Annotated in this window: 10 protein-coding genes; all 10 read right to left on the bottom strand. The window is 66.9% G+C overall.

Annotation, left to right across the window (positions count from 1 at the left end):
- Positions 1 to 13: 13 nt before the first annotated feature.
- The 10 genes from CEJ42_RS03455 to CEJ42_RS03410 all read right to left on the bottom strand — a co-directional run bounded on the left by CEJ42_RS03455 (position 14) and on the right by CEJ42_RS03410 (position 11,978).
- Complete coding sequence (locus CEJ42_RS03455) at positions 14 to 514, bottom strand: MarR family transcriptional regulator (protein ID WP_088750019.1); 501 nt, start codon at positions 512 to 514, stop codon at positions 14 to 16.
- Positions 515 to 650: 136 nt separating this feature from the next.
- Positions 651 to 1,547: a ketopantoate reductase family protein gene (locus CEJ42_RS03450; RefSeq protein WP_088750018.1), complete on the bottom strand. Its 897-nt coding sequence runs from the start codon at positions 1,545 to 1,547 to the stop codon at positions 651 to 653.
- Positions 1,548 to 1,617: 70 nt separating this feature from the next.
- Complete coding sequence (locus CEJ42_RS03445) at positions 1,618 to 2,430, bottom strand: GntR family transcriptional regulator (protein ID WP_079215438.1); 813 nt, start codon at positions 2,428 to 2,430, stop codon at positions 1,618 to 1,620.
- A 13-nt stretch (positions 2,431 to 2,443) separates the two neighbouring features.
- On the bottom strand, positions 2,444 to 4,063 hold the full coding sequence (locus CEJ42_RS03440; RefSeq protein ID WP_088750016.1) for a gamma-glutamyltransferase family protein: 1,620 nt from the start codon (positions 4,061 to 4,063) through the stop codon (positions 2,444 to 2,446).
- 45 nt (positions 4,064 to 4,108) lie between these two features.
- Positions 4,109 to 5,059: an ABC transporter ATP-binding protein gene (locus CEJ42_RS03435; protein ID WP_079215436.1), complete on the bottom strand. Its 951-nt coding sequence runs from the start codon at positions 5,057 to 5,059 to the stop codon at positions 4,109 to 4,111.
- 10 nt (positions 5,060 to 5,069) lie between these two features.
- Entirely contained in the window at positions 5,070 to 6,029 is a 960-nt protein-coding gene (locus CEJ42_RS03430; RefSeq protein WP_088750015.1) for an ABC transporter ATP-binding protein, read from the bottom strand.
- Positions 6,030 to 6,039: 10 nt separating this feature from the next.
- Positions 6,040 to 6,894 (bottom strand): ABC transporter permease, encoded by an 855-nt coding sequence (locus tag CEJ42_RS03425; RefSeq protein ID WP_088750216.1) that lies wholly within the window; start codon positions 6,892 to 6,894, stop codon positions 6,040 to 6,042.
- A gap of 113 nt (positions 6,895 to 7,007) precedes the next feature.
- Entirely contained in the window at positions 7,008 to 7,946 is a 939-nt protein-coding gene (locus tag CEJ42_RS03420) for an ABC transporter permease (protein WP_079215433.1), read from the bottom strand.
- 76 nt (positions 7,947 to 8,022) lie between these two features.
- Positions 8,023 to 9,522, bottom strand: a complete 1,500-nt coding sequence (locus tag CEJ42_RS03415) for an ABC transporter substrate-binding protein (protein ID WP_079215432.1) — start codon at positions 9,520 to 9,522, stop codon at positions 8,023 to 8,025.
- A gap of 350 nt (positions 9,523 to 9,872) precedes the next feature.
- On the bottom strand, positions 9,873 to 11,978 hold the full coding sequence (locus CEJ42_RS03410) for a TonB-dependent receptor family protein (protein ID WP_088750014.1): 2,106 nt from the start codon (positions 11,976 to 11,978) through the stop codon (positions 9,873 to 9,875).
- Between the last annotated feature and the right edge of the window lie 274 nt (positions 11,979 to 12,252).

Raw genomic sequence — 12,252 nt, 5'->3', positions numbered from 1 at the left:
CGTCGCGTGTGCGCTATTGCTTGTCGTCCAGCTGCACCAGCAGCTTGCGCAGCAGGCTTTCGAACTGCGTCATTTCCTCGGCGCTGAAGGCCGACCACAGGTCGCGGTACTGCTTGCGACGAGCCGGATGGTGCTCCTGGACGAAGGCGGTGCCCTTGGCGGTCAGCTGCAGGTGCACCTCGCGGCGGTCGGTCTCGCTGGCGATGCGCTGGACGAAGCCTTTCTTGTCGAGCTCGTCGGCGATGCGCGAACAGTGGGTGCGCGAGGTGAGGATGTAGGTGGCCAGCTCGGAGGGCAGCATGCGGCCTTCGGGCTGGCTGTAGAGCACCACCAGCGAGGTCCAGGTGGTGTAGTTCAGGCCGTGCTCCTTGAGCTCGGCGTCGAAGTGCACGCTGAGGTTGCTCCCCATGTGCATGAGCAGGCGCGTGAGCACGGCTTCGCGTACCGGGGCGCGGGAAAAGCGCTTCGAGATCGATTTGATCGCCGATTCGTAGGGGGTGAAGCTGTCGCTCATTGCTGGCCTTTTGGGTGAGGCTGAAATGATAACCCATGTTACTAATTTCCGCCCGGCAGTGGTTTGGCCGGTGTCGAGGCATGGCAAACGACGCCGGGACCCGGCGTCTTTGAACCGGCGCCGGGGCAACGGCTCCTCACGCCGCCTGTTTTGCCTCCACCAGCTTCACCAGCGTATGCATGGTCAGGTTGACCGGCGTGGCCACGCCCAGCGCCTGGCCGCGGCGCACGATGAAGCCGTTCAGGTGGTCGATCTCGCTGGTCTTGCCGCGCGCCAGGTCTTGCGCGGTGGAGGAGTACTGCGTGGGCATGGTCTCGGCGATCCTGCGCACCGCCGCGTCCACGTCGCCCGGCAGCGTGACGCCATCGGCGGCCGCCACGGCGCGGCACTCGGCCACCAGGTTGCGGATCACCTCGGGCACACCCGGGTTTTGCACGATCTTGCCGTAAGGGAGCCGGGTCACGGCCGACAGCGCGTTGTAGGCGCAGTTGAGGATCAGCTTGACCCACAGCGCGCCGCGCACGTTGTCGGAGATCTCGGTAGGCACGCCTGCGGCGATCAGCGCGTCGGCGGCTTTCCGGCTGCGCGCGGCGGGTTCGATCACCAGTTCGCCGCGGCCGTGGTGCTTCACATGGCCGGGGCCGGCCATTTCGGTGGCCACGTAGACCACCGCGGCGGCGACCGGCTGCGGGATGACGGCGCGCAGGCGCTCGGCGTTGTCGGTGCCGTTCTGCAGCGTCAGCACCAGGGTGTCGGGCCTCAAGTGCGCGCTCAGCTGGGCGCCGGCGGTTTCGGTGTCGGTCGACTTGACGCAGAACAGCACCAGGTCGGCGCCCGCGACGATGGCGGCATCGGTGTCGGCCCGCACGGGAATGGTTTCATCGAAGCTTTGCGCTTCCAGCCGCAGGCCGGCGCCGTTGAAGGCCTCCACGTGCTGCGGACGTCCCACCAGCACCACCTCGTGTCCGGCCCGCGCCAGCATGCCGCCGTAATAGCATCCCACCGCGCCTGCGCCCATCACCGCGACTTTCATCACCGTCTCTCCTGTGTACTTTGCGAAAGCGGAAAGCCTAACACAGCGCTTCGGCGCCTTCAGGCGCGCCTCAGAACTGGCGGCGCACGCGCACCGCCACGTACGGCGGCGGTTTGGTGGTCGACGTGGCGCGCGCGCTGTGCAGGCGGTGCAGCGTGATCTGGTTGACCTCGGCATGGCTGCCGTCGATGTGCTCGCCCATACGGCGCACCGCTTCGTCGGCGTCGCCGGCGGCGATACAGTCGAGGATGGCGGCATGCTCCTCGTAGGTGGAATGCAGGCAGTCGCCATAGAGGAAGTCCAGGCGCCGCACGATGCGGATGCGGTCGGTCAGGCGGTCGAAGGCGTCGGCCATCTCCTGGTTGCCGGCCGCGCGCACCAGCGTCTGGTGGAACTGCTCGTCCAGCAGCGACGCCTTCGGGCCGTCCAGCTCGCGCGCCGAGCCCGGCACGCACCAGACCCGGCGCAGCCCTTCGATGCACGACAGGTCCAGCGGATGCGCCGGATCCCGGGTGCACAGCCGCCGCACCACGTGGGTTTCGATCAGCTTGCGCATCTCGTAGAGGTCGGAGAAGCGCTTGAAGTCCATCGGCACCACTTCCCAGCCGCCGCGCACATAGCCCTGCATCAGGCCGTCGCCCTGCAGGCGTTGCAGGGCCTGGCGCACCGGCGTGCGCGAGACCTTGAAGTAGGCGGCGATCTCGGTCTCGGTGATCTGGTCGCCCGGCAGCAGGCGCATGTCGAAGATGTCCTCCCGCAGGCGGGCATAGACATACTCCGGCAGCGAACCGCTGCGCGACGAGCCTTCTTCGCCGTCCTCGCGCCCGGCGGGCGGTTCGGCGGTCTCGTGCACGCTGGCGGCGGGGGCGGCGAGGCTTTTCACGATGGGCGGGTCCTTACCAGGCGGCGACGCAGCCGTCGGTGCGCGGCTCGGTGCCGCCGCACAGCACGCCGGCGTCATTGCGCCAGATGATCTGGCCGCGGCCGAAGCCCAGCTGGTTGCCCGACCACGAAACCTCATGGCCCAGGCCCGCCAGGCCGCGGAACAGGTGTTCGGCGGTGGTGTGCTCGATGCTGACCTTGTTGCCTTTCTCCCATTCCCAGCGCGGCGCGTCCAGCGCGGCCTGCGGGTTGAGCCCGAAGTCCACGGTGTTCATCACCATCTGCACATGGCCCTGCGGCTGCATGAACCCGCCCATCACGCCGAACGGCCCGACCGGCTGGCCGTCGCGGCTCATGAAGCCGGGGATGATGGTGTGGTAGGGGCGCTTGCCGGGGCCGAGGATGTTGGGGTGGCCGGCTTCCAGCGTGAAGTTGTTGCCGCGGTTGTGCAGCGAGATGCCGGTGCCGGGCACCACCAGGCCGGAGCCGAAGCCCATGTAGTTGCTCTGGATGAAGGACACCATGTTGCCCTCGGCGTCGGCGGTGCAGAGATAGACCGTGCCGCCGCGCGACGGGTCTCCCGCCACCGGCAGCGTGGCGCGCTTGCCGATGAGCTTGCGGCGTTCGTCGGCGTAGGCTTCCGACAGCAGCTGCTCGACGGTGACCTTCATGTGCGCCGGGTCGGCGATGTGGGCCAGGCCGTCGGCGTAGGCCAGCTTGATGGCCTCGATCTGGCGATGGTAGGTGGCCAGCGTGTCGCGCTCGGAGAAGTCGTAGGCCTTCAGCAGGTTCAGCGCCATCAGCGCCACCATGCCGTGGCCATTGGGCGGGATCTCCCAGACGTCGTAGCCGCGGTAGTTCACGCCGATGGGGTTGACCCATTCAGGCTGGTAGTCGGCCAGGTCCGACACGTCCATGTAGCCGCCGGCCTGGCGGATGAAGGCGGCGGTCTTCTCGGCCAGCGCGCCGCGGTAGAAGCTCTCGGCGTTGTCGGCGGCGATCGCGGCCAGCGTGGCGGCGTGGCCGGCCGAGCGCCACAGTTCGCCGGCCTCGGGCGCGCGGCCGTCGATGGAGAAGGTGTCGAACCAGGACTGGAAATGCGATTCCTTGAACTCGCGCCTGAAGTTCTTGTGCGCCACCTGCCAGGCGTGCGCCACCACCGGCGAAACCGGGAAGCCATCCTGCGCCAGCGCGATGGCGCCGGCCATGGACTGCGTCAGCGGCAGGCGGCCGAAGCGCTTGGCCATGGCCGCCCAGGCGCTGGGCGTGCCCGGCACGGTCACCGGCAGGGCGCCGTATTTCGGCACTTCCTTGTGGCCGGCGGCGCTGAGCTTTTCCGCCGAGATGGATTGCGGCGCCGGGCCGCTGGCGTTGAGGCCGTGCAGCTTGCCGCCATGCCAGACCAGGGCGAAGGCATCGCCGCCGATGCCGTTGGCGGTGGGCTCGACCACGGTCAGCGCGGCCGCCGCGGCAATCGCCGCGTCGATGGCGTTGCCGCCTTTCTGCAGCACTTCCAGGCCGGCCTGGGCGGCCAGCGGCTGCGAGGTCGCGACCATGCCGCGGCGCGCGTAGACGGCGCTGCGGCGGGACATGTAGGGATAGTGGTTGCTGTTGAATTCGGGGAAGCTGGGCATGTCGGTCTCTCGTGTTGTCGGTGTGTCTGGTGGGCTGGCGATATTTTATCGGTACAGGTGGCAGGCCACGGTCTGGCCTGCGCTGACCTTCACCGGCGTGGGCGCTGCGGTCTTGCAGACTTCCATGCAGGACGGGCAGCGCGGGTGGAAGTGGCAGCCCGCAGGCGGCGCGGCCGGGTTGGGAATGCTTCCCTGCAGCACGATGCGCTCGCGCTTCTGGCCGGGATGCTCGCGCGGGATGGCCGAGAGCAGCGCCTGCGTATAGGGATGGCGCGGGTTGGCGTAGATCTCCTCGCGCGTGCCCAGCTCCACCATGCGGCCCAGGTACATCACGCCGATGGTGTCGCTGACGTGGCGGATCACCGCCAGGTCGTGCGAGACGAAGAGATAGGTCAGGCCCAGTTCCTTTTGCAGGTCCTTGAGCAGGTTGAGGATCTGCGCCTGGATCGATACGTCCAGCGCCGATACCGCCTCGTCGGCCACCACCAGCTTGGGGCGCGTGATGATGGCGCGGGCGATGCCCACGCGCTGGCGCTGGCCGCCGGAGAATTCATGCGGGTGGCGCGCGGCGTAGGACGGGTTCAGTCCCACCATGTCGAGCGCCTCGGCCACCAGGCGGCGGCGGGTGGCGCGGTCGTGCAGCTTGTGCACGATCAGCGGCTCTTCCAGCACCTCGCCGATGGTCATGCGCGGGTTCAGCGAGGCGTACGGGTCCTGGAACACCATCTGCATGTGACGGCGCATGGCGCGCAGCTGGCCGGCGGGCAGGATGGTCAGTTCGCGGCCCATGAAGCGCACGCTGCCGGCGCTGGGCTCGATCAGGCGCAGCACGCTGCGCCCGGTGGTGGACTTGCCGCAACCGGATTCGCCGACCAGGCCCAGGGTCTGGCCTTCGGCGATGGAAAACGATACGTCGTCGACCGCCTTCACCGCGGCGCTGCCGGGCGCGCCGAAGTGCTTTTTGAGACCGGTGACTTCCAACAGGGGCATGTTCATGTTTCGCCTTTCAATGCGGATACCAGCAGCGCGCGGTGTGGCCGGGCGCGATCTCTTCCAGCGGCGGCATCTCCTTGCGGCAGACGTCCTGGGCGCGCGGGCAGCGGGCGGCGAAGCGGCAGCCGGGGCCGGCCTGGCCGGGCGGCGGCACGCTGCCGGGAATGGCGGTCAGCGGCGCGCCGGGCGTGGAGTCCAGCGCCGGGCGCGCGCGCATCAGCGCATGGGTATAGGGGTGGGCGGGGCGGTCGAACAGGTCGGTGACGGTGCTTTCCTCGACCACCTGGCCGGCGTACATCACCACCACGCGCTCGCACATCTCGGCCACCACGCCGAGGTCGTGGGTGATCATCAGGATCGAGGTCTGCTGCTCGCGCTTCAAGTCGCGCATCAGGTCCAGGATCTGCGCCTGGATGGTGACGTCCAGCGCGGTGGTGGGCTCGTCGCAGATCAGCACCTGGGGCTTGCACAGCAGCGCCATGGCGATCATCACGCGCTGGCGCATGCCGCCCGAGAGACTGTGCGGATATTCATTGACCAGTTGCGCGGCGCGCGCAAGGCCCACGCGCTCCAGCATGGCGACCACCCTGGCGTCGATCTCGCCGCGCGGCAGGTCGGTGTGGATCCTGAGCATCTCGGCCAGCTGCTTGCCCACGCGGTGCAGCGGGTTGAGTGAGGTCATCGGCTCCTGGAAGATCATCGCGATGTCCTTGCCGCGGATGCCGCGCAGGGCGTCGTCGCCGGACTGCAGCAGGTCGCGCCCGCCAAAGCGGATGGCGCCCGAGAGCCGGGCCTTGCTGGCCATCGGGAACAGCCGCAGCACCGACAGCGCGGTCACGCTCTTGCCGCAGCCCGACTCGCCCAGCAGGCCGACCGTCTGGTCGCGACCTACCGAGAAGGACACGCCGTCCACCGGCGCGATGCTGCGCCCGTGGCTCTTGAATTCGACTTTGAGGTTTTCAATATCCAGCATCGTTGCGTCCTCAGCGGCTCAGTTTGGGGTCGAACACTTCACGGATGCCGTCGCCCAGCAGGTTGAAGCCCAGCACCACCAGGAAGATCGCCAGGCCCGGCCACATGGCCAGCGTCGGGTTGGTGTTCAGGTAGCCCTGGGCGATGTGCAGCATGGAGCCCCAGCTCGGGTCTTCCGGGCGCGCGCCCAGGCCGAGGTAGGACAGGCCGGCCTCGGCGATGATCGCCGTGCCCATGGCGAAGGTGGCCTGGATCACCAGCGGCGCCAGCGCGTTGGGCAGCACGTAGCGCCACATGATGCGCAGGTTGCCGGCGCCGATGGAGCGCGCCGCCATCACGTAGTCGAGGTTGCGGATGGTCATCGCCTGGCCGCGCGCCAGGCGCACGAAGGACGAGGTGAAGCCGATGCCCACCGCCACCATGGCGTTGTAGAAGCCGCCGCCCAACGCCGCGGCCAGGGCCAGCGCCAGGATCAGCGAAGGGAAGGCCTGCAGCGCGTCGACCACCCGCATCACCACCGCGTCCACCGCGCCGCGGTAGTAACCGCTGACGATGCCGATGGGCACGCCCAGCGAGAAGGCCAGGCCGACCGAGATCAGCGCGGCCTGCAGCGAGATGCGCGAGCCGTACAGCATGCGCGTGTAGATGTCGCGCCCGAGGTCGTCGGTGCCCAGCCAGTGCGCGGCCGAGGGGCCGGCCAGGATGTTGCCGTAGTCCTGGTCGAAGATGGGGTCGTAGCGCGCCAGCAGCGGCGCGGCGATCGCCAGCAGGATCAGCAGCAGGATGATGGCCGCGCCGACGGTGGCCAGGCGGTTGTCGGCGAAGCGGCGCAGGGTGCGAAAGCGTTGCGCCGCCGGCATCGGCATCGGCGCCGCCGGTGAGGGCGCGGCGGCAGGCGCTGCGTCGCCGGGCGTCTTGGGGGCTTCGTGGAGGATCGGGTTCATGGCGGATGGCGTTGGTGGTCGGCGCGGGTTTGGGATCAACGGGCGATGCGCGGATCGATCACGCTGTAGAGCAGGTCGACGCACAGGTTGACGATCACCACCAGCACGGTGGCGGCGAGCACGCCGGCTTGCACGGTGACGTAGTCGCGCTGGAAGATGGCGTCCACGATCATCTTGCCCATGCCTGGGATGCCGAAGATGCTCTCCGTGATGACCAGGCCGCCCAGCGTGCCCGAGACCATCAGGCCGCTGGCCGTGACCACCGGGATCATGGCGTTGCGCAGGCCGTGGCCCAGCACCACCTGCCAGTCGCGCAGGCCCTTGGAGAAGGCGGTGCGGATGTAGTCTTCGTTGAGCACTTCCAGCAGGCTGCTGCGCACCATGCGCATCAGGATGGCCGATTCGCGCAGGCCGGTGGCGACCATCGGCATGATCATGGTGAGCAGGTTGGCGCGCCAGTCCTCCGAGAGCGGGACGAAGCCCGATGCCGGCAGCCAGCCCAGGTGCACCGAGAACAGGATGATGAACATCATGCCCAGCCAGAAGTGCGGCACCGACATGCCGAACAGGGCGATGAAGGTGCCCACGGCATTGGCCGCGCCGCGCGGACGGGCGGCCGAGAGGATGCCGGCCGGCACCGCGATGGCGATGGCCACGATGAAGCTGCCGATGGCCAGCTCGATGGTCACCGGCAGGCGCTGCCAGAGGGCGTCGGCCACCGGCGTGTTGTCGATGAAGGAGCGGCCGAGGTCGCCGTGCAGCACGGCCCACAGCCAGCGTCCGTACTGCACCAGCAGCGGATCGTCGAGGCCGAGTTTCAGGCGCAGCGCGGCGGCCGCTTCAGGCGTGGCTTCCATGCCGAGGATGGCGGCCACCGGATCGCCCGGCAGCACGGCCAGCAGCGAGAACACCACGATGCTGACCAGGATCAGCGTGGGGATGGAGAGCAGGAGGCGTTTCAGCAGTTTTTGCATGTCTGGCGAGAGGGCTGGACGGCGGCGGCCGGGAATCGTCGCTTCCCGGGCCGCCGCCTCATTGCTGAGCGTGCGCTTACTTGGAGACGGTGGCGGTGCGGATCACGCCGTCGGGCACGTACTGGAAGCCCTGCACGGCCTTGGAGATGCCGAACAGCACGTTGTCGTGCACCAGGTAGATGTAGGGCACTTCCTTGACCAGCAGCGCCATGGCCTGGTCATAGAAGACCTTGCGCTTGGCCTGGTCGCCTTCCAGGCGCGCCTTCTGCAGGATGTCGTCGACTTCCTTGGCGCCGAAGTGCGAATAGTTCAGCGAGCCGTTGGTGGTGACGAAGTCGTAGATGTTCTGGTCCGGGTCGGGGCGGCCGCTCCAGCCCACGAACAGGCCTTCGAAGTTGCCGGTCTTGCCGTTCTCGATCTGGGTCGCCAGCTCGGTCTTCTCCAGCGTCACGTTGATGCCCGCCGGGCGCAGCATGCCCTGGATCATCTGGCCGGCCTGCAGCTCGTCGGCGGTGGTCGGCAGCGTCAGCTTGAAGGAGAAGCCGCCTTCCTTGCCGGCCGCCTTCAGCAGCTCCTTGGCGCGCGCCACGTCCACCTTGGGCGGCACGTCGCTGGGGCCGTTGGCGAACTGCGCCTTGGAGAAGGCCGAGTGGCCCGGCGCCACGGCGTTGTTGTAGACCACCTTGGCGATGGCGTTGCGGTCGATCAGGATGTCGACCGCCTCGCGCACCTCCTTCTTGTCGAAGGGCGGCTTGCCGGTGTTCATGTAGAAGCCGCGGAAGCCCAGCGAGGGCTTGTTGAGCACGGTGTACTTGGCGCCGGCGGCGATGTTGGTGATTTCCTTGTACGGGAAGCGGTTGGTGATGTCGACCTGGCCGCTGCGCAGGTTGTTGAAGGCCACGTTCACGTCCGGCATGATCTTGTAGACCACGCCGTCCACCTTGGGCAGGCCGGCCTGCCAGTAGTTGGGATTCTTCTCCAGCGTGATGGTGGCGCCCTTCAGGCGGCCCTTGTAGATGAAGGGGCCGGTGCCGACCGGGTTGTTGACGTAGTCGTCACCGAATTTCTTCACCGCCGCGGGCGAGGACATCATGCCGGCGCGGTCGGTCAGGATGGAGAGGAAGGGCGCGAACGGCGTGGACAGCTCCAGCTTGATGGTGTGCTCGTCGACCACCGTGATCTTGCTGATGTACTTGAGCTCGTTGCGGCGCAGCGAGTTCTTTTCCTGGCCGCGCAGCAGGTTGAATTCGACCGCCTTGGCGTCGAAGGGCGTGCCGTCCTGGAACTTCACGCCCTTGCGCAGGAACAGGGTGTAGGTCTTCTGGTCGTCGGACACGGTCCAGCGCTCGGCCAGCATGGGGATGATCTTGCCTTCGCCGTCCAGGTCCACCAGCTTGTCGAAGATGCTCTGGTAGACGATGCGCTCATTGAGCATGGACGACTGGGTCGGGTCCAGCTTGCCGGGATCGGCATCCAGCGAGATGTTGAGCGTGGCGGCCATGGCGGACCAGCCGGCGCCGGCCATCAGGGCGGTGGACAGAGCGGACAACAGCAGACGGGGGACGCGCTTGTTCATTCTTTTTCCTTTGAAAGTTCAAGACGGGCACATCGAAAACCGGGCTCGCGACAACAGGCCATTGGCCCAATTTAGTCGGTGAACACCGTGAGGGCAAGGTCGGATACGTCGATGTATACATTGACGAAGACATGCATTTTCTGTGCCAAGCCCGAACGGGCGGTGGCACTATCAGCCGGCGGGAAAATGCGGGCGGCGGCGTCTCCCGGACGGCCTTCGCCCGTTTGGGAATGGTGCGGGGCCGGCGGGGATGGTGCGTGCGGGTTGTCGTCGCGACAATTATGAATGGGCGCGCAGGGCATGAAAAAAGGCAGCCATGCGGCTGCCTTTTTTGCGTGAGTCCGGCCGAATCAGAACGCGTAGCGGCCTTGTACGTAGATGGTGCGCGGGGCGCCCACCAGCTTGCCGAGGTTGCCGTCGGTGGTGCGGGTGAAGTAACGGCGGTCGGTCAGGTTGTTGACGCCGGCGAAGACGTCGAAGCCCTTGGCTCCCGGCACTTTCCAGTCCACCTGGGCGTTCCAGATGCGGAAGCCGGGGATCTCGCCGGTGCTGCCGTCGGCGCTTTCGGCGACGGTGTTGGCTTCGTCGGCAAACTGGCGGCCCTGGTGGGTGGTCGACAGATTGAATCCCCATGGGCCGGACTGGAAGCGCGTGCCGACGGTGTCGGTGGTGCGCGAGTAGAACGGCACGTCCTTGCCGGAGTTGGTCCCGGACTTTTGCAGGGCGCGGGTATAGGTGTAGTTGGCGTAGACGCTCCAGCCCTTCAGGACGCTTTCCTTGTCGAAGGCATAGTCCACCGCCAGTTCAATGCCGTCGTGCTGGGTCTTGCCCAGGTTGCGGAACACGGTCGGCGTGGTGCCGGGCACGGAGGCGATCTGGTTGTCGAAGTCGATGTGGAACACGGTGGCCTCGGCCGACACCCGGTCGCTCTTCCAGCGGGCGCCGCCTTCGATGGTCTTGGCCAGTTCCGGTGACAGCGGGTTGTTGGCCGACATGGTGTTGAGCTGGGTGTTCTGCACCACGCCGAAGGAGGTGTTGTAGTTGGTGAACAGGGTCAGCTGCTCGGTCAGCAGGTAAGCCAGGTTGATCGATGGCAGCGGCTTGTTGTTGGCGACCTGGAAGGTGGCCTTGTTGTTCACGTCGTAACGGGTCGACTGGATGTGCTCGAAGCGCAGGCCCGGGGTGATGCGCCATTTGCCGAAGGCGATCTTGTCGTCGATATAGGCGGCGTGGGCGTCGGTGCTGTTCTGGAAGGTGGTGAAGCCGCTCAGCGCGCCGCTGGTGGCGGCTTCGTTGTAGGCGTTGTCGTCGCCGCGCTCGCGGATGTAACGGTAGCCGACGGTCACGTCGTTGGTGGTGCCGCCCAGTGCGAAGCGCTGCGTGTAGCGCGGCTCGATGCCCAGCGTTTCATAGTTGCGCGGCTGGTGGGTCAGGCTGGTGCCGGCCGCGTTGATGAGCGTGCTCTGGCGGTTGGCCTGGTTGAAGTAGGTGCGGATCTCGAATTCCTGGTTGTCGGAAATCGTGTTCAGGTAGCCGACATCGAAGCCCTTGCGGGTGCCGCTCCAGTTGTCGCGCTGGCGCGTGTTCTGGAATGGATCGGCATTGTACTGGGCCACCGTCAGGCCGCCCGGCGTGCGCGAGAGCACGTCGTAGTAGCTGAGCTTGGCGTAGAGCTCGGAGGTCGGCGAGATTTCATAGCGCATCTTCAGCGCGAAATCGTTGACGCGTTCATCGCTCTTGTTGCGCCAGCCGCTGCCTTCCTGGCCGGAGTAGAGGAAGGCCATGCCGAAGCCGTTTTCATTCTGCCCGCCGGCAAAGGCGCTGTACTGGGTATTGCCGCCGCCCTGGGCGTAGCTGTTGTAGCGCAGCGCCGCGTCGCCCGAGATGCCCGGCGTGGTCGGGATGGAGCGGGTCTTGAAGTTGATGATGCCGCCAACGTTCTGCGGGCCGAAACGCACCGCGCCGCCGCCGCGCACGACGTCGACCGATTCGATGTTGTTCATGCTCAGCGGGACGAACGACAGCTGCGGCTGGCCATATGGCGCCACCGCCATCGGGATGCCGTCCAGCAGGATGGTGGAGCGCGGCGAATAGCGGCCGGTCAGGCCGCGCACGCCGATGTTCAGGGCGATGGCGCTGCCGGCGGTGCCGGAGTTGTCCGAGGCCTGCACGCCGGGGATGCGGCGCATCAGGTCGCCGATGCTGACGGCGCCGGTGCTTTCGATTTCCTGTTTCTTGACCACCGTGCGCGCACCGGGATAAGTCTTCACGCTGTTGTCCAGGCCGGTGCCCAGCCAGTCGCCGCTGACCTGGATGGTTTCCAGGCCGGGTTGCGCGTCCTGGGTGGAGGCCTGCTGGGCCGCGGCGGCGCCGTGGAAGGCGAGCAGGGCGAGCGAGATGGCGGCGGCGCAGCGGGTGCGGGGCGCGTTGAGCGCGCGGTGTCGGATGGTCTTCATAGGGCTGTTCGGTCTTGAGCGAAGAGTGTGCGCGGGTGGAGGCCGCGCTGGTTTTCATGGTGTTAAAAGCGAGCCTTGTCTGTGCAAGGTTTTGTAAAGTTGAGAATAGTAACGATTCTTGTTTGCTTTCATCAACAGGATTTTCTATCGGATAACACTTACCGCTGCGTGAGAACGGCCGCAATGCCTTGCTGGGTGCGGCTGTCAATGCCAAGGCAAACGTGAGCTGACGTTTTTGGGCAACGCTGCTGAATCAGAGCCGACAAATTTTTTA

It is taken from the genome of Herbaspirillum robiniae (genome assembly GCF_002213415.1).
GTDB lineage: Bacteria > Pseudomonadota > Gammaproteobacteria > Burkholderiales > Burkholderiaceae_D > Herbaspirillum > Herbaspirillum robiniae.
Note: the sequence above shows the minus strand (reverse complement) of the source record. Positions and strands in the feature narration are given on the sequence as shown.

Excerpts from the sequence above, each read along its gene's own strand:
- CEJ42_RS03410 (WP_088750014.1), bottom strand. The coding sequence starts at position 11,978 with ATGAAGACCATCCGACACCGCGCGCTCAACGCGCCCCGCACCCGCTGC.
- CEJ42_RS03435 (WP_079215436.1), bottom strand. The coding sequence starts at position 5,059 with ATGAACATGCCCCTGTTGGAAGTCACCGGTCTCAAAAAGCACTTCGGC.
- CEJ42_RS03430 (WP_088750015.1), bottom strand. The coding sequence starts at position 6,029 with ATGCTGGATATTGAAAACCTCAAAGTCGAATTCAAGAGCCACGGGCGC.
- CEJ42_RS03455 (WP_088750019.1), bottom strand. The coding sequence starts at position 514 with ATGAGCGACAGCTTCACCCCCTACGAATCGGCGATCAAATCGATCTCG.
- CEJ42_RS03420 (WP_079215433.1), bottom strand. The coding sequence starts at position 7,946 with ATGCAAAAACTGCTGAAACGCCTCCTGCTCTCCATCCCCACGCTGATC.
- CEJ42_RS03415 (WP_079215432.1), bottom strand. The coding sequence starts at position 9,522 with ATGAACAAGCGCGTCCCCCGTCTGCTGTTGTCCGCTCTGTCCACCGCC.
- CEJ42_RS03450 (WP_088750018.1), bottom strand. The coding sequence starts at position 1,547 with ATGAAAGTCGCGGTGATGGGCGCAGGCGCGGTGGGATGCTATTACGGC.
- CEJ42_RS03440 (WP_088750016.1), bottom strand. The coding sequence starts at position 4,063 with ATGCCCAGCTTCCCCGAATTCAACAGCAACCACTATCCCTACATGTCC.
- CEJ42_RS03425 (WP_088750216.1), bottom strand. The coding sequence starts at position 6,894 with ATGCCGATGCCGGCGGCGCAACGCTTTCGCACCCTGCGCCGCTTCGCC.